At 71.6% G+C, this 21,653-nt stretch carries 20 protein-coding genes and 1 tRNA gene; 13 read left to right on the top strand and 8 right to left on the bottom strand.

Annotated elements, in window-relative coordinates:
* Positions 1-31: 31 nt before the first annotated feature.
* Both ACIHAD_RS28525 and ACIHAD_RS28520 read right to left on the bottom strand, forming a co-directional pair.
* Positions 32-934, bottom strand: coding sequence for a TetR family transcriptional regulator (locus tag ACIHAD_RS28525; RefSeq protein WP_397357726.1), 903 nt, complete (start codon positions 932-934; stop codon positions 32-34).
* A 43-nt stretch (positions 935-977) separates the two neighbouring features.
* The gene (locus ACIHAD_RS28520) at positions 978-1,916 is read right to left on the bottom strand and encodes an acyl-CoA desaturase (RefSeq protein WP_397357690.1); all 939 of its coding nucleotides are present in this window, start codon (positions 1,914-1,916) and stop codon (positions 978-980) included.
* Positions 1,917-2,221: 305 nt separating this feature from the next.
* Here ACIHAD_RS28520 and ACIHAD_RS28515 point away from each other — a divergent pair.
* The 12 genes from ACIHAD_RS28515 to ACIHAD_RS28460 all read left to right on the top strand — a co-directional run bounded on the left by ACIHAD_RS28515 (position 2,222) and on the right by ACIHAD_RS28460 (position 13,744).
* Positions 2,222-2,293, top strand: a tRNA-Gln gene (locus ACIHAD_RS28515).
* A 135-nt stretch (positions 2,294-2,428) separates the two neighbouring features.
* Positions 2,429-3,880 (top strand): bifunctional UDP-N-acetylglucosamine diphosphorylase/glucosamine-1-phosphate N-acetyltransferase GlmU, encoded by a 1,452-nt coding sequence (gene glmU, locus ACIHAD_RS28510; protein WP_397357689.1) that lies wholly within the window; start codon positions 2,429-2,431, stop codon positions 3,878-3,880.
* Entirely contained in the window at positions 3,877-4,854 is a 978-nt protein-coding gene (locus ACIHAD_RS28505) for a ribose-phosphate diphosphokinase (RefSeq protein WP_397357688.1), read from the top strand. Before glmU ends, ACIHAD_RS28505 begins: the two co-directional genes overlap by 4 nt.
* Positions 4,855-4,951: 97 nt before the next feature.
* Entirely contained in the window at positions 4,952-5,575 is a 624-nt protein-coding gene (locus tag ACIHAD_RS28500; RefSeq protein WP_397357687.1) for a 50S ribosomal protein L25/general stress protein Ctc, read from the top strand.
* Positions 5,576-5,634: 59 nt separating this feature from the next.
* Entirely contained in the window at positions 5,635-6,219 is a 585-nt protein-coding gene (pth, locus tag ACIHAD_RS28495; RefSeq protein WP_397357686.1) for an aminoacyl-tRNA hydrolase, read from the top strand.
* Positions 6,220-6,455: 236 nt separating this feature from the next.
* Positions 6,456-7,832 carry a sugar transferase gene (locus tag ACIHAD_RS28490; RefSeq protein WP_397357725.1) on the top strand — a complete coding sequence of 459 codons (1,377 nt, stop codon included), beginning with the start codon at positions 6,456-6,458 and terminating at the stop codon, positions 7,830-7,832.
* On the top strand, positions 7,832-8,596 hold the full coding sequence (locus tag ACIHAD_RS28485; protein WP_397357685.1) for a 3'(2'),5'-bisphosphate nucleotidase CysQ: 765 nt from the start codon (positions 7,832-7,834) through the stop codon (positions 8,594-8,596). The genes ACIHAD_RS28490 and ACIHAD_RS28485 overlap by 1 nt, the downstream gene beginning before the upstream one ends.
* Before the next feature lie 18 nt (positions 8,597-8,614).
* Positions 8,615-9,529, top strand: coding sequence for a sulfate adenylyltransferase subunit CysD (cysD, locus tag ACIHAD_RS28480; RefSeq protein WP_397357684.1), 915 nt, complete (start codon positions 8,615-8,617; stop codon positions 9,527-9,529).
* Positions 9,529-10,791: a sulfate adenylyltransferase subunit CysN gene (gene cysN, locus ACIHAD_RS28475; protein WP_397357683.1), complete on the top strand. Its 1,263-nt coding sequence runs from the start codon at positions 9,529-9,531 to the stop codon at positions 10,789-10,791. Before cysD ends, cysN begins: the two co-directional genes overlap by 1 nt.
* Positions 10,792-10,929: 138 nt before the next feature.
* A complete protein-coding gene (locus tag ACIHAD_RS28470; RefSeq protein ID WP_397357682.1) occupies positions 10,930-11,829 on the top strand; it encodes a sulfotransferase family protein in 900 nt (299 codons plus the stop codon).
* 5 nt (positions 11,830-11,834) lie between these two features.
* Positions 11,835-12,719, top strand: a complete 885-nt coding sequence (locus ACIHAD_RS28465; RefSeq protein ID WP_397357724.1) for a glycosyltransferase family 2 protein — start codon at positions 11,835-11,837, stop codon at positions 12,717-12,719.
* Complete coding sequence (locus ACIHAD_RS28460) at positions 12,716-13,744, top strand: WecB/TagA/CpsF family glycosyltransferase (protein ID WP_397357681.1); 1,029 nt, start codon at positions 12,716-12,718, stop codon at positions 13,742-13,744. Before ACIHAD_RS28465 ends, ACIHAD_RS28460 begins: the two co-directional genes overlap by 4 nt.
* On the opposite strand, the gene ACIHAD_RS28455 is transcribed toward ACIHAD_RS28460, so the two are convergent.
* The 6 genes from ACIHAD_RS28455 to ACIHAD_RS28430 are packed head-to-tail and all read right to left on the bottom strand — an operon-like array spanning position 13,734 to position 20,184.
* Positions 13,734-14,624, bottom strand: coding sequence for a sulfotransferase (locus ACIHAD_RS28455; RefSeq protein WP_397357680.1), 891 nt, complete (start codon positions 14,622-14,624; stop codon positions 13,734-13,736). The two genes, ACIHAD_RS28460 and ACIHAD_RS28455, sit on opposite strands and share 11 nt — an antisense overlap.
* On the bottom strand, positions 14,621-15,874 hold the full coding sequence (locus ACIHAD_RS28450) for a lipopolysaccharide biosynthesis protein (RefSeq protein ID WP_397357678.1): 1,254 nt from the start codon (positions 15,872-15,874) through the stop codon (positions 14,621-14,623). The genes ACIHAD_RS28455 and ACIHAD_RS28450 overlap by 4 nt, the downstream gene beginning before the upstream one ends.
* The gene (locus ACIHAD_RS28445; protein ID WP_397357677.1) at positions 15,862-16,716 is read right to left on the bottom strand and encodes a sulfotransferase; all 855 of its coding nucleotides are present in this window, start codon (positions 16,714-16,716) and stop codon (positions 15,862-15,864) included. The genes ACIHAD_RS28450 and ACIHAD_RS28445 overlap by 13 nt, the downstream gene beginning before the upstream one ends.
* Positions 16,713-17,609: a hypothetical protein gene (locus tag ACIHAD_RS28440; protein ID WP_397357676.1), complete on the bottom strand. Its 897-nt coding sequence runs from the start codon at positions 17,607-17,609 to the stop codon at positions 16,713-16,715. Before ACIHAD_RS28440 ends, ACIHAD_RS28445 begins: the two co-directional genes overlap by 4 nt.
* Entirely contained in the window at positions 17,606-18,871 is a 1,266-nt protein-coding gene (locus ACIHAD_RS28435; protein ID WP_397357675.1) for a hypothetical protein, read from the bottom strand. The genes ACIHAD_RS28440 and ACIHAD_RS28435 overlap by 4 nt, the downstream gene beginning before the upstream one ends.
* Positions 18,868-20,184 carry a Wzz/FepE/Etk N-terminal domain-containing protein gene (locus tag ACIHAD_RS28430; protein ID WP_397357674.1) on the bottom strand — a complete coding sequence of 439 codons (1,317 nt, stop codon included), beginning with the start codon at positions 20,182-20,184 and terminating at the stop codon, positions 18,868-18,870. Before ACIHAD_RS28430 ends, ACIHAD_RS28435 begins: the two co-directional genes overlap by 4 nt.
* 348 nt (positions 20,185-20,532) lie before the next feature.
* Here ACIHAD_RS28430 and ACIHAD_RS28425 point away from each other — a divergent pair, with 348 nt between their 5' ends.
* On the top strand, positions 20,533-21,552 hold the full coding sequence (locus tag ACIHAD_RS28425; protein WP_397357673.1) for a glycoside hydrolase family 26 protein: 1,020 nt from the start codon (positions 20,533-20,535) through the stop codon (positions 21,550-21,552).
* Positions 21,553-21,653 lie beyond the last annotated feature (101 nt).

Raw genomic sequence — 21,653 nt, 5'->3', positions numbered from 1 at the left:
TTGAACGGAACGTTAACGTAGCCGCAACGACTCATTCCGGATGGTCGGCCTGCTCCAGGCGTGCGGCGCGCTCGGCGAGCCTGGCCTCCCGCTGACGGATCTTCTCCTCGCGCTCGCGAACCTTCTCCGCCTCCTTCAGCAGCCGCTCGCGCTCCTTCAGTTCTCGTACCCTGGCCTTCTCCGCGTCACGCAACTCGCGCTGGCGCAGCTTCTCCGCCTCCTTGAGCTCCTTCTCGCGCGCCTTCTCGAAGTCGCGCAGCTCCTTGTCGCTGACGCGCGGCTTGGCGGCGGCGGCCTGGTTGCGGGTGGCCAGGGAGATGACCGGGCTCGGGTTCAGCCCGGTCAGGCCGTTCCAGGCCAGGTTCACCAGGTGGGCGGCGACCTCCTCGCGGCCCGGCTTGCGCACGTCGAGCCACCATTGGCCGGTCAGCGCGACCATGCCGACGAGCATCTGGGCGTACATCGGGGCGAGCTTGGGGTCGTAGCCGCGGTCCACGAACTCGTCGGCCAGGACGTCCTCGACCTGGCTGGCGATCTCGCTGATCAGGCTCGCGAACGTGCCCGTGCCCGAGGCCGCGTGCGAGTCGCGCACCAGGATGCGGAAGCCCTCGCTGCTCTCCTCGATGTACTGCAGCAGGGCCAGGGCGGCCCGCTCCAGCTTGATGAGGGAATGGGAGGCGGCGAGGGCGGAGGTGATCATGCCGAGCAGCTTCTGCATCTCGCGGTCGACGACGACCGCGTAGACGCCTTCCTTGCCGCCGAAATGCTCGTACACCACGGGCTTCGACACCTGCGCGGTGGCGGCTATCTCCTCTATGGAGGTCCCGTCGAACCCCTTCTCGGCGAACAGCGTGCGGCTGATCAGGATCAGCTGCTCTCTGCGCTCTCTACCGGACATGCGCCTGCGAGATCGGGGTTCGGTCACGGTTTCCATAATGACGGCCACGGACGAATGGCCGTTCATCGGCTGATTCTCGTCAGGCAATGCGCTTCGCCGCCAGGCGCTCTGGCGTCGGCCAGCGCACGTCGTACACCCAGCCCGCCCGTTCGAAGAGGCGGATCAGGCCGGCGCTGAGGTCGATCTGGCCCTTGAGCGCGCCGTGCCGGGCGCAGGTCGGGTCGGAGTGGTGCAGGTTGTGCCAGGACTCGCCGAAGGACGGGAGGGCCAGCCACCAGACGTTGCGCGACTTGTCACGCACCTGGAAGGACTCCTCGCCGAAGACGTGGCAGATCGAGTTGATCGACCAGGTCACGTGGTGCAGCAGGCCGATGCGGATCAGCGAGCCCCAGAACAGCGCGGTCAGGCCGCCCTGCCAGGACCAGGTCAGCAGCAGGCCGAGCACGCCGGGCAGCAGGATCGAGGTGAGGGCCAGCGTGGGGAACCACTTGTGCAGCCTCTGGATGTCCTCGTCCTTGCACAGGTCGGGGGCGTACTTCTCGCGGTTCGTGCGCTCGCTCTCGAACAGCCAGCCCATGTGGGCGTACAGCAGGCCCTTGGACATCGACTTGAAGCCGGGGCCGAAGCGCCACGGCGAGTGCGGGTCGCCCTCCTTGTCGGAGAACTTGTGGTGCTTGCGGTGCGTGGCCACCCAGTCCAGGACGGACATCTCCAGCGACAGACTGCCCGCGATGCCCATCGCGATCTTCAGTGGCCGCTTGGCCTTGAACGAGCCGTGCGTGAAGTAGCGGTGGAACCCGACGGTGACGCCGAGCCCTGAGACGACGTAGAAGACGAAGGCGATGGCGATGTCCGTCCAGCCGAGTCCCCATCCCCACGCCAGGGGAACCGCGGCCGCGATCGCGATCAGGGGCAGCCCCACCACGAGCGCGAACGTGACGAGCTCTGCCTTGGATTTCGGTTCGGGTTCGAAGTCGGGCTTCGGCGTGGGAGAGGAACGCTCGGCGAGAACGGTCATGGGCTACCTCCGACGACATGTATGAGGATGAATGTCCAGGCTACGCCACCGTAACCTACGCCATCGTAAGTAAGGAAGCCCTAAGCTGTGGATGTCACATAGCTGACGGCCGGCCCGGCGAGGTGAGTGGGTTTCGTACCTTGCGGCTTTTGGGGTGGTCTGTTAAGTACGCAGCGTGCCGCCTACCCCTGCACGCGCCTGGTATTCGCGGCCACTGGAGATGTGCGAGAGAATTGAGGGCGCATACGCCCGCGCGGGCTCGGTATCGTAGGGGCTGTGTGTCGGACGCCACGGTGTCCGGTCCATCCCGGATCGTCTAATCGGCAGGACAAGTGGTTTTGGTCCACTTTGTAGGGGTTCGAGTCCTCTTCCGGGAGCCTTGACAGTCATCCCGCGACTCCCCGCGCGAGAGAGTTCTGAACCGGGCAGGTATCCTCACGGTGTCGGGAGGGTTGCGGTGCGGTAGCCGCGCCGACGACCCTGATCCGTCCAGTCACAGGGAGTCTCAGTCCGTGAGTGTGCCGCGCCCGGCAGCCGTCATCGTCCTCGCCGCGGGCGAGGGCACCCGGATGAAGAGCCAGACCCCGAAAGTCCTGCACGAGCTGTGCGGCCGCGCGCTGGTCGACCACATGCTCGCCGCCGCCCGCGACCTCGGTCCCGAACGGCTCATCGTGGTCATCGGCCATGCGCTCGAACAGGTCGGCGGTCATCTGGCCGCCACCAGCCCCGACGCGCGCGCCGTCGTCCAGCGTGAGCAGCGCGGCACCGGCCACGCCGTCCGTACCGTGCTCGAAGAGGTCGGCACGATCGCCGGCACGATCCTGGTCACCTACGGCGACGTGCCGCTCCTGCGCGCCCGTACCCTTGCCACCCTGCTCGACAAGCACGCCGCCGACGGCAACGCGGTCACCGTGCTGACGGCCCAGGTGCCCGATCCGACCGGCTACGGCCGGATCATCCGCGACCCCTCCGGCGCCGTGCTGGAGATCGTCGAGGAGAAGGACGCCGACGACGAGCAGCGCGCGATCAAGGAGATGAACTCCGGCATCTACGCCTTCGACGGCCTGCTGCTCGCCGACGCCGTCAAGCGCGTGTCCACCGACAACGCCCAGGGCGAGGAGTACCTCACCGACGTCCTCGGCATCCTGCGCGGCGACGGCCACCGGGTCGGCGCCTGCGTGGCCGCCGACTACGTCGAGGTCGAGGGCGTCAACGACCGCGTCCAGCTCGCCTTCGCCCGCGAGGTGCTCAACCGGCGGCTGCTGGAGGAGCACATGCGCGCCGGCGTCACCGTCATCGACCCGGCCGCCACGTGGGTCGACGTGGGCGTCGAGATCGGGCCCGACGCCGTCGTCCACCCCGGCACCCAGCTCCACGGCCGCACGGTCCTCGGCGCCGGCGCCGAGGTCGGCCCGGCCACCACGCTGACCGACACCCGCGTCGGCGAGCGCGCCGTGGTGCGCAACTCGGTCTGCGACAACGCCGAGATCGGCCCCGAGGCCAACGTCGGCCCCTACGCCTACCTGCGCCCCGGCACCGTGCTCAGCCGCAGGTCGAAGGCGGGCACGTTCGTCGAGATGAAGAACACCAAGGTCGGCGAGCGCTCCAAGGTGCCCCACCTCACCTACGCCGGCGACGCCACCATCGGGGAAGACGTCAACATCGGCGCCTCCACCGTCTTCGTCAACTACGACGGGGTCGACAAGCACCACACCACCGTGGGCGACGGCGCGTTCGTCGGCTGCGACACCATGCTCATCGCCCCCGTGACGATCGGCGACGGCGCCAACACCGCGGCCGGATCCGTGATCGTCAGCGACGTACCCCCAGGGGCGATGGGCGTGGCCAGGGCGCGACAGCGCAACATCGAGAAATGGGTCTTGCGCAAGCGCGCGGGCACGAAGTCGGCCGCAGCCGCCGAACGGGCGCTGGCCGAGCGAGCACAGCAGGAGAACGAACAGTGACCAGCATCAAACAGCCGGGCGAGAAGAACCTCATGCTCTTCTCCGGCCGGGCCTATCCAGAGCTGGCCGAAGAGGTTGCCGAGCACGTCGGCGTCTCGCTCACCCCCACCAAACTGATCGACTTCGCCAACGGCGAGATCTACGCCCGCTACCTTGAGTCCGTCCGCGGCTGCGACGCCTTCGTGCTCCAGAGCCACACCGGCCCCATCAACAAGTGGATCATGGAACAGCTCATCATGGTCGACGCGCTCAAGCGGGCCTCCGCCAAGCGCATCACCGTGGTCATGCCGTTCTTCGGCTACGCCCGCCAGGACAAGAAGGGCCGCGGCCGCGAGCCCATCACGGCCAGGCTGATGGCCGACCTGTTCAAGACCGCGGGCGCCGACCGGCTCATGTCGATCGACCTGCACACCTCGCAGATCCAGGGCTTCTTCGACGGTCCCGTCGACCACCTGTTCGCGATGCCCGTCCTGGAGAGCTACCTGAAGAACAAGCTCGACCTGGAGAACACGACCGTCGTCTCGCCCGACACCGGCCGCGTCCGCCTGTCCGAGCGCTGGGCCGACACCCTCGGCACGCCCCTGGCCTTCATCCACAAGCGCCGCGACCTCGACGTGGCCAACTCCGTGAAGGTCAGCGAGGTCGTCGGCAAGGTCAGCGGCCGCACCTGCGTGCTGATCGACGACATGATCGACACCGCGGGCACGATCTGCAAGGCCGCCGACGCCCTCTACGAGCAGGGCGCCACCAACGTGATCGTCGCCGCCACCCACGCGGTCTTCTCCGACCCCGCCGTCGACCGGCTGAAGAACTCCCGCATCTCCGAGGTCATCGTGACCAACACGCTGCCGCTGTCGGAGACCAAGAGGTTCGACAAGCTGACGGTGCTCTCGATCGCCCCGCTGATCGCCCGCGCCGTCACCGAGGTCTTCACCGACGGCTCCGTCACGAGCCTGTTCGAGGGCGACACCTGAGCGAGTAAGCTGTACGGGTTGCGCTCGTAACGCCTTCCGCTAGGGCGGGTGAGGGGGAGCGCCTCACAAGCCGATCTCTGCATCCCTAGGAGATGTCATGTCTGAAGTACGTATCGCCGCCGAGCCGCGCACGGTGTTCGGCAAGGGCGCCGCCCGCAAGATCCGCCGCGCCGACAAGGTGCCCGCCGTCCTCTACGGGCACGGCATCGACCCCAAGCACCTGACCCTGCCCGGTCACGAGGTGCTGCTCGCCCTCCGCACGCCCAACGTGCTGATCCGCCTCCAGGGTGAGGGCGTCGACGAGCTGGCCCTGCCCAAGGGCGTGCAGCGCGACCCGATCAAGGGCTTCGTCGAGCACGTCGACCTGCTCCTGGTCAAGCGCGGCGAGAAGGTCACCGTCGAGATCCCGGTCACCACGACCGGCGACGTCAACTCCGAGGGCCTGCTCGACCAGCAGCTCGTCTCGGTGGCCGTCGAGGCCGAGGCCACCCACATCCCCACCGGCGTCGAGGTCGACGTCGAGGGCATGAAGGTCGGCACCGTGATCACCGCCGCGCAGCTCCAGCTGCCGTCGGGCGCCACGCTGGCCGCCGACCCCGAGGCCGTGGTCCTCCACGTCATCGGCAAGCCGACCGAGGAGCCCGCCGCCGAGGCCGAGGCCGCCGAGGGCGAGGCCGCCGGGGCCGCCGAGGGCGAGAGCGCCGAGGCCGCCGCCGAGTAAGCACGTCCCGCGAACGGGGGTGGCGCGAGGCCGCCCCCGTTCCGCTGCAAGGGGAGCACATGGACCGCTGGCTGATCGTCGGACTGGGCAATCCGGGGCCCGAATACGCGGGCAACAGGCACAACGCGGGCTTCATGGTGCTCGACGAGCTGACCGCGCGGGCCGGCGGGCGCTTCAAGGCGCACAAGAGCAGGTCCGAGGTGCTGGAGACGCGGGCCGCGGTGCTGGCCAAGCCGCTGACGTTCATGAACCTTTCGGGCGGGCCGGTCAAGGCGCTCGCCGACTTCTACAAGATCGGCCCCGACCGGCTGATCGTCGTCCACGACGAGCTCGACGTCCCCTACGGCGCGCTGCGCGCCAAGCTCGGCGGCGGCGACAACGGCCACAACGGGCTCAAGTCCATCACCAAGGTCCTCGGCACCCGCGACTACCTGAGGGTGCGCTTCGGCATCGGCCGGCCGCCCGGCCGCATGGACCCGGCCACCTTCGTGCTCAGAGACTTCGTCACCGTCGAGCGCAAGGATCTGCCCTTCCTCGTCGACCGGGGCGCCGACGTCGTCGAGTCGCTCATGGCCCGTGGCCTGGAAGCCACCCAGAACGACTTCCACCGGGCTGATCTGCACATTTCCGGCCCTCCGCGCTGATCGCCGCATAGAACCGTTCGCCGCCTGTCGCGGCGCACGCGCGGCTAGCATCGGTGACTGTCCGTTCGGGAACGGGCACACAGAGGCGTGCGTGCCACCGCCCGGAGCAACGGCGGGAGCGGAGCGGGGGAAGACGGCATTTGGCGACCGAGGCCGCCTCACGGAGTGAGGCAGGAGAGCTCGTGAAGTCCGGCGCGGCCCTCTCGTGGCGGGTCAGCCCGGTGACTCCGGCGTGGATGCGTTCTTACCGGTTGCGTGCCGTCGTGGGCGACCTGTGCGGAGCGGGCATCGGGTCCGCCGCTGCCTTCTGCGGCAGGTTCGGCGGGTTCACCCCCTACGTGCTGCCGTACCTGCTGGTCAGCGTGGTGCTGCCGTGGGTGTGGATCTGCGCGGTCGCCCTCAACCGGGCCTACGAGCCCCGCATGATCGGCGTCGGCTCCGAGGAGTTCCGCCGCGTCGTGCACGCCGGCGTGGCGCTGACCGCGGCCACCGCCATCGGCTCGTACGTCACCAAGACCGACGTCGCCCGCGGCTACGTCGTGCTCGCGCTGCCCCTGGTCACGCTGCTCACCCTGGTCGCGCGTTACCTGCTGCGGCGCTCGCTCAACCGGCGCAGGGCAGCCGGGGCCTGCATGCGCCGGGTGGTCGCGGTCGGCCACCCGGCCTCGATCGCCGAACTGGTCCACCTCTTCCGCAGGGAACGCCACCACGGCATGGACGTCGTGGCCGCCTGCCTGCCCTACGGCGAGCCGCCGGGGGTGCTGACCGAGGTGCCCGTGGCGGGCGACTTCGGCGACGTGCCGCTGGTCGTCGACCAGGTCCGCGCCGACACCGTGGCCGTGCTGGCCTGCCCCGAGATGGACGGCGACGCGTTGCGCCGGCTGGCCTGGCGCCTGGAGCGCACCCACACCGAGCTGGTGGTCGCCCCCGCCCTGATGGACGTCGCCGGCCCCCGCACGATGATCCGGCCGGCCGCCGGGCTGCCATTGCTGCACGTCGAGCACCCCGAGCTCACCGGCGCCCGGCAACTGGTCAAGAACGTCTTCGACCGGGTCGTCGCCGCCGTGCTGCTGGTGCTGCTGTCGCCGCTGCTGGCGGCCCTGGCCGTGGCCGTACGCGGCACCAGTCCGGGGCCCGCGCTGTTCCGCCAGGTCCGGATCGGGAAAGACGGCAGGCCGTTCACGATCCTGAAGTTCCGTACCATGCGGCGCGGCTCGGAGCAGCAGAAGATCACCCTGGTCAGCGACCACGACGGGGTGCTGTTCAAGATCCGCAACGATCCGCGCGTGACGCCGCTCGGCACGCTGATGCGCCGCCACTCCCTCGACGAGCTGCCCCAGCTCATCAACGTGCTCCTCGGACACATGTCGCTCGTCGGCCCCCGCCCGCCGCTTCCCGAGGAGGTGGCGCGCTACGGTGACGACGTGCGCAGAAGGCTTCTGGTGCGCCCGGGGCTGACCGGGCTGTGGCAAGTGAGCGGACGATCTGACCTATCGTGGGAGGAATCCGTCCGTCTCGACCTGCGTTACGTGGAGAACTGGTCCCTCACGCTGGACCTCCAGATCCTGTGGAAGACTTGGTCGGCCGTCGCCCGCGGGCAAGGAGCATATTGATGACGATTCGTGACGACCATGCTGTGGCCGGCGACCTGGCGACAGAGGCGGGCGAGAGGCTGCTGCGGGTCCGCGAGCACACCGGGTTCGCCGACTCCGCCGCGTTGCGCGCGGAGGGCGACCGGGCCGCGCACGTGTTCCTCATGGAGGCGCTGGCGCGGTTGCGTCCCAGTGACAGTGTCCTGTCCGAGGAGGCCACCCGCGAGGAGCGGCTCGACCCCCGCAGGCTGGGCGCCGAGCGGGTGTGGATCGTCGATCCCCTCGACGGCACGCGCGAGTTCTCCGAGGAGGGCCGGTCCGACTGGGCCGTGCACGTCGCGTTGTGGGAGCGCGGCAAGCTGACCGCGGGCGCCGTGGCGCTGCCCGCGCAGGGCCGTACGCTGACGACCGCCGAGCCGCCCGCGCTGCCGGAGTTCGAGAAGGGCCGCTTCCGCATCGCGGTGAGCCGTACCCGGCCGCCGGAGTTCGTCCAGAAGCTGGCCTACCTGCTGGGGGCCGACCTGGTGCCGATCGGCTCGGCGGGGGCGAAGATCTCCGCGGTGCTCACCGGCGAGGTCGAGGCGTACGTGCACGCCGGTGGCCAGTACGAGTGGGATTCCGCGGCCCCCGTCGCCGTCGCGCAGGCCGCCGGGGCGTTCGCCAGCCGCGTCGACGGTTCGGAGCTGACCTACAACCAAGCCGACCCGTCACTACCGGATATCCTGGTTTCCCTACCGGAGCTGGCGACATCCCTGCTCGCCGGAATTCGGGACCTGCATCGCTAACCGCCGGAGGAAGCGCCCATGCTCCAGCGCGACTACACGACGTCGCAGCTCGACGTACTCGAAGCCGAGGCCATTCACATCATGCGCGAGGTGGCGGCGGAGTTCGAGCGGCCGTGTCTGCTCTTCTCCGGCGGCAAGGACTCGATCGTCATGCTGCGCATCGCGGAGAAGGCGTTCTGGCCCGCGGCCATCCCGTTCCCGCTGATGCACGTCGACACCGGGCACAACTTCGACGAGGTCATCGAGTTCCGCGACCGCCGTTCCGAGGAGCTGGGCGCGCGCCTGATCGTGGCCAGCGTGCAGGAGTCGATCGACAGCGGCCGGGTGGTCGAGGAGACCGGGCGGCGCGCCTCGCGCAACCGCCTGCAGACCACCACGCTGCTCGACGCGATCGAGGAGCACGAGTTCGACGCCGTCTTCGGCGGGGCCAGGCGTGACGAGGAGAAGGCCCGCGCCAAGGAGCGCGTGTTCTCCTTCCGCGACGACTTCGGCCAGTGGGACCCGAAGAACCAGCGCCCCGAGCTGTGGAACCTCTACAACTCCCGCATCCGCAAGGGCGAGCACATCCGGGTCTTCCCGCTGTCCAACTGGACCGAGCTCGACATCTGGGACTACATCCGGCGCGAGGGCATCGAGATCCCCTCCATCTACTTCTCGCACACCCGCAAGGTGTTCGAGCGCGACGGCATGCTGCTGCCCGACTCCGACGTCGTGTCGCGCGGCGACGACGAGCCGCTGTTCGAGGCGGTCGTCCGCTACCGCACGGTCGGGGACATGACCTGCACCGGCGCCGTGCAGTCCAAGGCCGCCACGGTCGAGGAGATCATCGAGGAGATCGCGGCCACCCGGATCACCGAGCGGGGGGCCACCAGGGCCGACGACCGCGCGTCCGAGGCCGCCATGGAGGACCGCAAGCGAGAGGGCTACTTCTGATGGACATTCTTCGCTTTGCCACTGCGGGAAGCGTCGACGACGGCAAGTCCACCCTCATCGGACGGTTGCTCTTCGACTCCAAGGCCATCTTCGAGGACCAGCTCGAAGCGGTCGAGCGTACCTCCCGCGACCGCGGCACCGAGTACACCGACCTGTCGCTGCTGACCGACGGCCTGCGGGCCGAGCGCGAGCAGGGCATCACGATCGACGTGGCCTACCGCTACTTCGCCACGCCCAAGCGCAAGTTCATCATCGCCGACACGCCCGGCCACATCCAGTACACCAGGAACATGGTCACCGGGGCCTCCACGGCCGACCTGGCGATCATCCTCATCGACGCGCGCAAGGGCGTGCTGGAGCAGTCGCGCCGGCACGCGTTCCTGACCTCGCTGCTGCGCGTGCCGCACCTGGTGCTGGCCGTGAACAAGATGGACCTGGTCGACTACTCGCAGGAGCGGTTCGAGGAGATCCGGGAGGAGTTCACCTCCTTCGCCTCCAAGCTCAACGTGACCGACCTGACGTTCATCCCGATCTCCGCGCTCAACGGCGACAACGTCGTCTCGCGCTCGGAGAACATGCCCTGGTACCTCGGCACCTCACTGCTCCACCACCTGGAGAACGTGCACATCGCCTCCGACCGCAACCTGGTCGACGTGCGCTTCCCCGTCCAGTACGTGATCCGGCCGCAGAAGGCCACCGACCACGCCTTCCACGACTACCGCGGTTACGCGGGCCAGGTCGCGGGCGGGGTGCTCAAGCCGGGCGACGAGGTGACGCACCTGCCGTCCGGGCTGAACACGCGGATCGCCTCGATCGACACGTTCGACGGGCCGGTGGAGGAGGCGTTCCCGCCCATGTCGGTCACGCTGCGCTTCGAGGACGACCTCGACATCTCGCGCGGTGACATGATCGCCAGGCCCAACAACCAGCCGCAGGCGGCCCAGGAGCTCGAGGCCATGGTCTGCTGGATGGCCGACGGCCTCAAGCTGGCCCCGCGCACCAAGCTGACGATCAAGCACACCACCCGTACGGCGCGGGCGCTGGTGCGCGACCTGCACTACCGGCTCGACGTCAACACGCTGCACCGCGACGAGGAGGCCACCTCGCTCGGCCTGAACGAGATCGGCCGGGTGTCGCTGCGGGTCACCCAGCCGCTGTTCGTCGACGACTACGCCCGCAACCGCCTGACGGGCGGCTTCATCCTCGTGGACGAGGCCACCAACGGCACGGTCGGCGCCGGGATGATCCTCGACGCCAGCTGAACCGTTCCGAACGGCCCGGCGACGCCACGCCGGGCCGTTCGCCTTTTCGGTAGATCTTTGCGGGGTTCCCTGACCATTCGATTACCCTCCGCGCTAGGGTCGTCGCGTTCCGTGTCGGCGACGTGAAGGCCCTTCCCTGTGACCGATCGCGCATCCGCCACCCGAGTGATCTTCCTCGGGGGCCTCGGCCGTAGTGGTACCACTCTGCTGGAGCGGCTGCTCGCGGAGCTGCCCGATGTGGTGGCGCTCGGCGAGGTGGTCCACCTGTGGTCGAGGGGGGTGCTGGCCGGGGAGCCCTGCGGTTGCGGCGCGGCCTTCGCCTCCTGCGACTTCTGGCGGCAGGTGGGCCGGGCGGCGTTCGGCGGATGGCGGCCTTCGCTGGCCGAGCGCATGCTCACGTTGCGGCAGCGGGTCGATCGCACCCACCGGATGGGGCGCATCGCGCATCCCGACCTGGCCGAGTACGCGCGGGCCTACCGGAGAATCTACGAGGCGACCGGCGCGCCCGTCGTGATCGACTCCAGCAAGCACGCCTCGCTCGCCCACTGCCTGGTCGCGGCCGGGATGGACGTACGCGTCGTGCACGTCGTCAGGGATCCGCGGGCGGTGGCGCACTCCTGGCGCAGGACCGTCGAGCGGCCCGAGGACGGGCGTCCCATGACCCGCTGGGGGCCGCTGCGCACGGCCCTCCACTGGACGGCCCAGAACGCCGGCCTTGAGCTCCTCGCCCGCCAGGGGGCCCTGGTGACCCGGGTGCGCTACGAGGACCTGATCGCCCACCCGGAGCCCACGCTGACCGCGCTGGCGGGCTTCCTCGGGCTCGACGTCCCCGGCCTGCCGTTCCTGGAAGGCACGACGGCGCGGCTCGGGCCCGCGCACACCGCGTCCGGCAACCCGATGCGCTTCCAGGTCGGGGGGATCCGGCTGCGGTGCGACGACTCGTGGCGTTCGGGGCTGCCGGTCCGCGACCGGCGGCTGGTCACCGCGCTCACCTGGCCGCTCCGGGTCCGGTACGGCTACCGGGAGGCCGCCGCGTGACCGCGATGCCGTCCGTGGGCGTGGTGATCCCGACCTGTGGCGACCGGTCCGGGCCGCTGCGTGAGGCCGTGGCGGGCGTGCTGGCCCAGGACTATCCGGGGCGGCTCGCCGTGGTCGTCGTCGCCGACGGGGTGCGCGGTCGCCCTGATCCGCTGCCGGCGCTGGGCGTGCCCGTTCTGGCGAACAGCCGTACCCCTGGGCTTCCGGGGGCGCGCAACACCGGCATCGCGGCCCTCGACACCGACCTCGTCGCCTTCTGCGACGACGACGACCTCTGGCTGCCGGGCAAGCTCACCGCCCAGGCGCGGGCGCTGGCCGCCACCGGTGGCGAGTTCGCGAGCTGCGCCATCGAGGTCGAGCACGGGCGGCGCCGGGTGGTCAGGCTCGCGGGCACGGACACGGTGACCGCGGCCGACCTCGTACGGTCGCGCATGGTGATGGTGCACTCCTCGACGTTCCTGTTCCGTCGCGGGGCCCTGTGGGCCGACGAGAGCGCCCCCGGCGGCCAGAACGAGGACTGGGACCTGGCCCTGCGCGCGGCCCGGCGGCGGCCGATCACGCACGTCGACCGGCCGCTCGTCCGCGTGCGGTGGGGCGGCACGTCCCACTACGCGGCCCGCTGGGCGGACCGGATCGCGGGGCTCGAGTGGATGCTCGCCCGCCACCCCGAACTGGCCGCCGACCGGCGCGGCGCGGCACGGGTCTACGGCCAGCTCGCCTTCGCGTACGCGGCCCTCGGACGGCGGCGCGCGGCGGTCCGGTGGGCGTTGCGGACGTTCGGGGCGCGGCCGGGTGAGCCGCGCGCCCCGATCGCGCTGGCCGTGGCGGCGGGGCTCGTCCCGGCCGCGACCGTGCTCGGGCTGCTGCACGGACGGGGGCGCGGCATATGACCCCGCCGAGAACCCGGACCCCGGCCGTCCCCGCCCAACGCCCCCCGACCCCGAAACCCACCCCCACCCACCCCTCCACCCCCGAACCCGCCTCCGCGCGGCCCCACGGCCCCGAGTCGGCGTCGGCCAGGGCCCACGCCCCCGAGTCCGGTGCCGTCAGGGCCCGTGGATTCGCGGCCGGGGGCGCCCGGCTGGGCCTGGCCGGTCCTGGGCCGGCTGCTCCTGCCCGGGGCGGGAGCGCGGGAAGCCCTCCTGAGCGGGAAGCCCGGGAGCGGGTGCAGGTCGGCGGGGTCGGGGTGGACGTCGTCGCCGAGGCCGACGTGGTGCGGTGGGTGGCGGCGGAGGCGGCGGCCGGCCGGGGCGGGCGCATCGTGACGCCCAACGTCGACATCTGCCGGGCCGTCGCCCGCGACCCCGCCCTCCAGGAGCTCGTGCGCTCGGCCGACATCGTGGTGGCCGACGGGATGCCGCTGGTGTGGGCGGCCAGGCTGCTCGGCACCCCGCTGCCCGGACGGGTCACCGGGGCCGACCTGATCTGGTCGCTCAGCGAGGTGGCCGCGGCCCGGAGCTGGCCGGTGTACCTGCTCGGCGGGCCGCCGGGGGTGGCCGAGCTGGCCGCCGACGAGCTCAGGAGCTGCCGTCCCGGGCTGAAGGTGGCGGGGGTGCACGCGCCGCCGTACCACTTCGACGACACGGCGGAGGGGAGGGAGCGGGTGCGGCGCAGGGTGGTCGCGGCGCGGCCCCGCCTGGTGTTCGTCGGGCTGGGCTTCCCCCGGCAGGACCTGCTCATCGCTGAGCTGCGCGAGGAGCTGCCCGAGGCGTGGTTCGTGGGATGCGGGGCGGCCATCGCCTTCGCCGCCGGGACGGTCCAGCGGGCCCCGCGCTGGATGCGGCGGGCCGGGCTGGAGTGGGCGTTCCGGCTGGTGAGCGAGCCCGGACGGCTGGCGCGGCGCTACCTCGTGGACGACCTCCCCTTCGCGGTACGCCTGCTCACCGGCTGCCTGCTGACCAGGCTCAGGCGGTGAGCGCCCGGACGCGGGCCGCCTCCTGCGCGGTGAGTCCCCGGGCCGCCGTCGCCAGGGCGTGACGGGAGTCCATCGGGCGGAAGGCCGTACGGGACAGGCCCGACCAGGCGAAGGCCGCCGACCGGCGGGACGGCGTGGTGCAGGCCCGGACGATCCGGCGTTCGGCGGACGGCGTCCAGGGCAGGCCCGCGTGGGCGTACAGGCTCTTGAAGCCGGTGACCGGGTCCTCGGCCAGGGACTCGTACGAGCTGATCAGGACGCCGGGCGTGGCGGCCAGCACCGACCGGGCGGCCCGCCACAGGGCGGCGGTCGTGGCCAGGTCGTCGGCGGAGCCGAGCAGCGGGCGCAGGTCCAGCAGGCCGGGATGGTCGCGGACGAGGAGCGGCTGGCCCAGCAGGTCGCGGACGTCGAACCGCCAGCCGAGCCGCCGCCAGCTCGCCGCGAACGACACCGGATCCCGGACGAGGACGATGACCGCACAGCCGAGCCGCCGGGCGAACCACCCGGCCGACAGCACCGCGAACGGGTCGTCGAGCAGCGCCCGGCGCCCGGTCAGGCGGCCGAACACGAACGCGGTGCCGTAACGCGCCAGGCGGGCCAGGTCATAGGGGGAGTGGTTGGCGCGCAGCTCGGGGAGCCAGTGGTAGCGCAGGGCGACCGTGTCGTGGAAGGCGGGCAGGAAGTCGGCGGCGTTGTCGTCGCAGATGTACTGGAACCTGTGGGTGACCTCGGCCCGGAGCACGCCGGGGCAGCGGCCGGGCGGGTGCTGCGGGTTGAGCGGCTCGTTGACGTAGACCAGGCCGCCCCCGGCGGTGAGCATCTTGCCGGCCCAGCTCGTGCCGCTCCTCGGCAGGCCGGTGACCAGGACGGGCGCGTTCACGCGACCGTCGCCCAGGTGCGCGGGCGCAGGGCGGGCAGGGTGTGGCGGCCGAACGGGCGCAGGCCGTAGCGGTGGTGGAGCTGCCACAGGGGGAGCAGGTTCTTCACGATCACCCCGCACGACCAGCCGACGACCGCGCCGAACGCGCCGTGGGAGGGGATCAGGACCAGGTCGAGCGCGACCGTGCAGGCGATCGCGGCCAGGAGGTTGAGCAGGCTGGCCAGGGTGTGGCCGGCGGCGGTCAGGACGACGTCGACCATGCCGCAGGCCGTGGCCACCAGCATCGTCCCGGCCAGGACGAGGGCGATGGGGGCGGCGGCGCCGTACGCGGGGCCGAAGACGCGCAGCAGCCACGGCGCGAGGACGGCGTAGCCCAGCCACACCGGCCAGGTCAGCAGCACCAGCCAGATCGTGGTGGCCTGGTACAGCTCGCGCGCCCGGCCCAGCTCCCCGTCGGCCAGCGCCCGGACCAGCCGCTCCTGTACGGCCTGCGCCAGCCCCTGGTTGGCGAGCTGCCCGACGACCCGGAACCGGGTGGCGGCCGTGTAGACGGCGGCCTGGGCCGGCCCGCCCAGCCAGGCGACGACCACGATGTCCAGCCGCTGGAACACGGCCTGGATGGCGCCGGCGACGGACCTCGGCGCGGTGTACCGCCACAGGTCACGCCCGGTCCCCGGCAGGTACGGCGTGCGCGGCGCCCGTCCGCGCAGATCGGCGAGGGCCAGGACGAGCAGCGGCAGGAAGGGCAGCGCCCAGGCCGCCGGCAGCCATTCCGGCGCGTGCGCGAGAGCCGCCCAGGCGACGAGCACGAGTTGCGCGGCGGGCAGCAGCACGCCGTCCAGCAGCACGGTGGGCCGCATCGAGCCGAACCCGCGGGTGGCGGCCAGGGCGACGTCCCCGAGCACGATGACCGGCAGGGCCCAGGCCAGCAGCCCGATGCGCGGCTCCAGCAGCACCGCGGCCCCGCAGGCGGCCAGCGCGCACGGCACCATGGCCGCCCGGAAATATCCAGAAATGCCGCGATAGCCGTACGTCTTCGCCCGCGCGATGAAGTACACCAGCCCGTTGCCGGCGTCCAGCTTGGCGATGCCGGCCGCCATCAGGGCCAGGGCCGTCACGCTGAAGAACGCCCCGGCCTGCGCCGGGCTGAACGCCCTGGTCACCACCACGGCCACCAGGAACTGCGCCAGCGCGCTCACCCCGGCCCCGGTCAGCCCGGCGATCCCGCGCCGCACCATCACCGGCGCCACGACGGCTCACCGCCCAGCCAGCGCGTCAGCCGCGCGTCGTAGGGCTCGAAATGGTCCCTGAGCGCCTGTTCCAGCACGCGCGGCACGGGCCGGGGCAGCGGCCTGCCGTTGTGCCGCTCGAACGCCGGATAGCCCAGGTGCGGCACCGTCAGGAACTCCAGCACGCGGTCGTAGGCGGTCTCGGGCTCGGCGAAGAACCGGTGGCTGTCGAGCACCAGGAGACGGTCCCGGCCGAAGAGCGGTTCGAGGCGGTCGAGCTGGTCGGCGTACCGGCCGCGGGCCACGTACGCGTGGTGGCGGTGCGAGTGGTGCTCGGCGAACGGCGACACGCGCAGGCCCTCCTCGGTCCCGGCCAGCCGCTCGGCCTCCAGCTCCAGGGCGGACTCGAAGTGCGACTCGGACTCGAAGCCCCTGGCCAGCTCGTGGGCGTGGGCCGAGCAGGCCCGCGCCACCGGGTCGCGGACCAGGACGATCAGCTTGACCCCGGGCAGGTCGGCGGCGATCCGCTCCCCGGCCAGCGGATGGAACAGGTAGTAGGGGGACGACTCGAACGCCTGGGTGCGACCGCCGTACCGGTGGGCGAGCAGCGCCGCGCCCGCCCGCAGCGGGAAGTGCGCCTGGTACCAGGCCATCGGCCGGTGGTAGCCGACGTCGAAGTAGTGGACGCCCTTGTGCAGGACGGGCTTGAGCAGCAGCGGGTGCTGGGCCAGCGCCCGGTAGAGCGAGGTCGTGCCGCACCGCTGCGCCCCCACGATGAGGAACGACGGCAACACCCGCGCGCCCGAGGTGAACCGGCCCGCCAGGCGTGAGAAGGACAACACCGGCCGCTTCATCGTCCTCATGGCAGCAGCTCCTCGTGGTCGACGGCCGGGTTGAGCCAGGTCTCGGGCGGCCCGAGCGGGTAGTGGCCGTCGGCGGCGTGCCGGTCGGCCAGCACGATGAGGTAGCGCAGCGCCGTGCGCCTGGCCGCGGCCGACGACAGGCCGAGCGGGGCCAGCTCGCGGGCCGCCCTGGCCACGCAGGCGCGGGCCGCCGTGGGCGGGTCCATCCTGCGCAGCGCCCGCTGGAAGAAGTGGTGCACGGCGTCGAGGCCGTAGGGGACGCCGGTCTCGTACCGCTCCCAGTCCCAGACGAGCAGCCGGCCGTCGGCGGACGGGCAGATGTTCCACGGGGACAGGTCGCCGTGCCAGGCCGGCTCGGGGCCGCCGGTGACGGCGATCTCCCTGATCGCGGCGTGCAGCAGGGACGGAGGCACCCGGCCGCGCCGTACGGGCAGCGGCGAGAGCGCCAGCACGGGCAGGCCGCGCCACTCGCCGTGGTGCAGCACGTCGGGCACGACGACGGTCTTCAGCGGCGTCCCGGCCAGACCGCGCAGGGCGGCCGCCTCGCGGCCGACCAGCTCACGGGCCAGCGGGCCGTCGCCGACCTTCACGAACGCCAGCAGCCGCCCCCCGGTACGCGCCTCCAGCACCGGTTTGCGGTTGGGCCGCAGCGCGGGACGCACGTGCAGCACGGTCTCCACGGGCGCGTCGAACACCTCGCCCAGGTAGGCCGCGATGGAGTCCTCGACCGGCACGGTGACCGCGCCCCCCACGTGCCACCAGCGCCGCGGGGCCAGCCGCCGGGGCAGCAGCCGGTGCGGCAGCACCGAGTACGGCCGTGGCGCCCCGGTGCCCGGATACAGCAGGCGCACGGTCTCACGGAGGTATCCGAGCCGCGCGGAGGCGTCCTTCATGCGTTCCTCCACAGCAGGGCGAACGAGATGAGATACAGGCTCAGCGGCGTCACCAGGCCGTCGTAGACGAACATGTAGAGCAGCACGAGACCCATCACCAGCACCCCGGCCAGCCCGATCGGGGAGCGGTCGGCCCAGTGGCGGCGGATGGCGCCGAGGAAGAAGGCCACGTAGAGGGCGGCCCCGGTGAAGCCCTGGGTGATCAGCAGCAGCCAGAGCTGCCCGTCGCTGCCGAGCGGCGGGTGCCCGCAGGCCGCGCACCACTGGGTCTTGCCGGTGGTGATCGAGCGGTGGTTGCCCAGCGAGTTGCGGGTGTTGCCGTAGCCGATGACCGGCGAGTGGCGGGCCGCGGCGACCGTGGCGGTCATGGTGAAGGCCCGGACGTCGTTGGAGTGCGGTTTGTCCAGCCGCTGGGCGAACACCGAGGCCAGCGGGCTGAGCGCGAACACCACCAGCCCGGCGGCCACCGCCGCGCACAGCGCGACCCTGGTCCGGCCCGCCACCCGCACGATCAGGTACGCCACGGCCAGCCCGAGCCCGATCCACAGGCCGCGGTTGAGCGAGTACACGACCGGGATCGCGGCCAGGGCGATCACCAGGACCGCCAGCACCCGGCGCCCCCGCCCGCCGTACGTCCACCACCCGACGACGAACCAGATCAGCAGCACCGACGCGTTGCTGCCCCACGCGTTGGCCCACTCGAAGGGCGCCTCCGGCCTGGGGGAGGAGTAGCCGAGCACCTTCTGGGTCTGGGCGGCCGTGGGATGGATGAGGTTCTGGACGAAGGAGTTCTCGCTGATCCAGCCGGGCAGCAGCAGCTCCACCGGCGAGGTGAAGCCGAAGTGCGGGAAGACCATGCCGAGCAGGCCGCCGGCGACCGTGGTCAGGAACAGCACGCCGAGCCAGCGCACCAGGCGCAGTTGCGGCAGCTCGCGCTCGGTCAGGTTGCCCAGGTAGAGCACCATGACCAGGACGGACACGTACAGGGCCAGGCGCATGGCCCAGCCGATCAGGCGGCCGCTGCTGAGGTCGCCGTACGTGCCGGGCGGCAGCTCGTCCAGCATCATCGCGCTCAGCAGGTAGCCGGCGAGCAGCAGCAGCCACAGGCCGAACCCGTGGGGCACCCGGACCGGCCGGCGCCGCCACAGGATCACCGCCATCGGCACGGCCAGCACGATCACCGACAGGCCGCCGAACCCCAGCGCCCACCAGATCGGGTAGCCGAGCAGGAGCGCCGCGATCGGCCAGGCTGGTCCTGTCACGTCTGCTTGCGCTGCCGGTGGTGGAACGACTGCATGGGCGTGGTCTCGGCCGCCAGGCTCACCTCCAGCTCGCCGGTGGCGACGAGCTTGCCGAGCGAGGTGTGGGTACGCGGCTCCAGCAGCGGGACGAACTCCGGCACCGCGTCGGTGGCCGTCACCACGCCGACGACCGGGACGTCGTGCCGCTCCAGCTGCCGGGCCGCCGCCGTCACCTCCGGCGCGCCGACCCGGCCCAGCCCGACCAGCAGCAGCGCCGCGTCGGCCCTGGCCAGATCGCGGACGTCGGAGCCGTCGAGCACCGACAGGGGCGCGCTGATCGCCAGGGGCTCGGCCAGCGAGGAGGCGTAGAGGTCGGGGGGCAGCGACCGGACCAGCAGCCGCTGGCCGGGGCAGGCCGCGACCACGGCGCAGGCCAGCTCGTGCAGCACGCCGTGCTCGCGGGAGGCGGACAGGTCGGTCAGCACGGGCAGCCCGGTCAGCCGCTCGACGTCGGCGGCCGTGCGCAGCCGGGTGTCGAGCCGGTCGCGGGCGTAGGCTGCCGCCGCGCCGAGCAGCAGGCCGGCCATCAGGCCGGTACCGAGGAAGAGCGGCAGGCTGGGCGAGCTGGGCCGGGTCGGCGGCAGCGCCTCGCTGATGACCGAGCCGGGGGTCACCGCGACCGTGCGCAGCGCGTCGTACTTGAGCGCCAGGCTGGCGGCCTGCCGGTTGAGCACGCTCTGGCGCTGGGTGGCGATGGCGTGCTCGGCGCTGCCCTTGGGCAGGCGGCCGACCTCTTTGATGGCCGTGTCGAGGCCCGTGTCGACCTGCTTGAGCTTGGCCAGCACCGCCTGCTGCCGCTCGGCCATCGCGGCCTTCGCGCTCTCGCGCCTGTTGGCCAGGTACGCGTCGGCGTAGGCGCGGGACTGCGCGGCGGCGGCCACGGGGTCGGCGTCGGTCACGGAGATCCACAACACGGCGGAGTTGGGCGGCACCGAGACCTCGACCGGCCGGGGCGCGGTGATCCGCAGGGCCTGGGCGACCCGGGCGGAGACCACCGCCGACTGGGCGATCTGGGCCTCGGTGTCGAGGTTGAGCGGCTCGCGCTGCCGGTTGCTCACCTGGTTGCCCTGGTCCTGGCCGTCCACGGGCGTGACCAGGACCTGGGTGATCGCGGTGTAGGCCGGCGGGGTGGCCCGCATCAGGGCGAGCCCGGCGGTGCCGCCGACCACGACGCAGCCGACGAGGAGCAGCCACCGCCTGCGCAGCAGCGAAAGGTGCTCGTCCAGGTCGGCGCCCGGCGGGCGGCGCGCCTGGAGATCCGGCGACGGGCTCATGAGGACGGTCTCCTGGAGGGGATGCGCGCTGTCGCGGGTGGGCAACGCTGCGTCACTTGCCGCAGTGTGCGCCCACTATAGGCCGGACGGATATTACCCAAGTCGAATACTGAAGATTTTTTCCGGTACGGCCGCCAGGTTGCCCCTTTTTAAATGGATATTTCCAGAAAAGGTGGGCGGGTAGGCGGTGGGGTTGAGCTGGGCAGACGAGCACACTGGCTGAAGTTCGAGGAATGGCATGGCAAGGTTCAGGTTTGAAAGGCGGGGGTCCGTCGACAAGGGGGTTGGAAGGCGTTGCAGCATCGGGGCTTTTCTCATTTCGCGACGAAAACCGCAATCATCTGCGCGGTGCTCACCCTCCTGGCCGCCTGCTCGACGGCCGAGGGCGCGCCCGCCCGGGTCGACACCAGCACGGCCGAACTGGCCGGCGCGCCCTCCTGCGCGGTCACCGCCAGGCTCATCCCCTCCTGCGGCGCCTGGTGGGGAGTGGCGCCCGAGGTCTTCGCCGGCGCACCCGTGGCCGAGGCGCTGCGCGGGGCCGAGTCCCGCATGGGCGTCGGCGCCGACGTGCTGCACGTCTACCACCGCGGCAGCGAGCTGTTCCCCACCCCGCAGGAGGTTGGCCTGGCCCGCGACCCTGCCCGGCCCAGGCTGCTCATGATCAACTGGAAGCCGTCGTTCGACCGCACCTGGGCCGAGATCGCCGACGGCGCGCTCGACCGCCGGATCGACCGCCTGGCCGCCTACCTCAGGCGCACCTTCCCCGAACGTTTCTTCCTCACCCTCCACCACGAGCCGGAGAACGACGTGAACGCCCGCTCGGGGTCGGGCATGCAGGCCACCGACTACGCGGCGATGTTCCGGCACGTCGTGCTCAGGCTGCGCGAGCGCGGGGTGAAGAACGCCGTGACGGTCATGACGTACATGGGGGCGCCCAACTGGGCGGCCAAGCCCTGGTTCGAGGACCTCTACCCGGGCGACGACGTGGTGGACTGGGTGGCCATGGACCCGTACGCCGACGACCGGGTGCACGACTTCGACGGGCTGGTGAACAAGACCCGCAAGGAGTACGGGCAGTGGCCGGGGTTCTACCGGTGGATGCAGGCCCGCTTCCCCGGCAAGCCGGTCATGGTGGCCGAGTGGGGGGTGTTCGAGCGGCCGGCCGACCGGGCGTTCAAACGGCGGTTCTTCGAGTCGGTGCTGAGACAGATCAAGCGGTATCCGCAGATCAAGGCGTTGTTGTACTTCGACTCGCCGCGGGCGCCGCGCGGCAACACGAGCTTCGACTCCGATCCGGGCGCGGCCCGCGCCTTCACCCAGCTCGCCCGCGACCGCTACTTCCGCTCGACCCGCGTGCCGCGGCCCTGACAGTGTTCATGGCCTCACTTCGTGAGGCGGGCTCGGTCGCCTCACGCCGCCGCCTTCCCCCGCTCTGGTCGCTGCGCTCCCGCCGCTCCTCCAGGCGCCGG

Origin of the sequence: Nonomuraea sp. NPDC052265, from assembly GCF_044547985.1 — a bacterium.
In the GTDB taxonomy this organism is placed as follows: Bacteria; Actinomycetota; Actinomycetes; order Streptosporangiales; family Streptosporangiaceae; genus Nonomuraea.
Note: the sequence above shows the minus strand (reverse complement) of the source record. Positions and strands in the feature narration are given on the sequence as shown.

Excerpts from the sequence above, each read along its gene's own strand:
- ACIHAD_RS28525 (WP_397357726.1), bottom strand. The coding sequence starts at position 934 with ATGGAAACCGTGACCGAACCCCGATCTCGCAGGCGCATGTCCGGTAGA.
- ACIHAD_RS28520 (WP_397357690.1), bottom strand. The coding sequence starts at position 1,916 with ATGACCGTTCTCGCCGAGCGTTCCTCTCCCACGCCGAAGCCCGACTTC.
- ACIHAD_RS28500 (WP_397357687.1), top strand. The coding sequence starts at position 4,952 with ATGTCTGAAGTACGTATCGCCGCCGAGCCGCGCACGGTGTTCGGCAAG.
- pth (WP_397357686.1), top strand. The coding sequence starts at position 5,635 with ATGGACCGCTGGCTGATCGTCGGACTGGGCAATCCGGGGCCCGAATAC.
- ACIHAD_RS28490 (WP_397357725.1), top strand. The coding sequence starts at position 6,456 with ATGCGTTCTTACCGGTTGCGTGCCGTCGTGGGCGACCTGTGCGGAGCG.
- ACIHAD_RS28485 (WP_397357685.1), top strand. The coding sequence starts at position 7,832 with ATGACGATTCGTGACGACCATGCTGTGGCCGGCGACCTGGCGACAGAG.
- cysD (WP_397357684.1), top strand. The coding sequence starts at position 8,615 with ATGCTCCAGCGCGACTACACGACGTCGCAGCTCGACGTACTCGAAGCC.
- cysN (WP_397357683.1), top strand. The coding sequence starts at position 9,529 with ATGGACATTCTTCGCTTTGCCACTGCGGGAAGCGTCGACGACGGCAAG.
- ACIHAD_RS28465 (WP_397357724.1), top strand. The coding sequence starts at position 11,835 with ATGCCGTCCGTGGGCGTGGTGATCCCGACCTGTGGCGACCGGTCCGGG.
- ACIHAD_RS28460 (WP_397357681.1), top strand. The coding sequence starts at position 12,716 with ATGACCCCGCCGAGAACCCGGACCCCGGCCGTCCCCGCCCAACGCCCC.
- ACIHAD_RS28445 (WP_397357677.1), bottom strand. The coding sequence starts at position 16,716 with ATGAGGACGATGAAGCGGCCGGTGTTGTCCTTCTCACGCCTGGCGGGC.
- ACIHAD_RS28440 (WP_397357676.1), bottom strand. The coding sequence starts at position 17,609 with ATGAAGGACGCCTCCGCGCGGCTCGGATACCTCCGTGAGACCGTGCGC.
- ACIHAD_RS28430 (WP_397357674.1), bottom strand. The coding sequence starts at position 20,184 with ATGAGCCCGTCGCCGGATCTCCAGGCGCGCCGCCCGCCGGGCGCCGAC.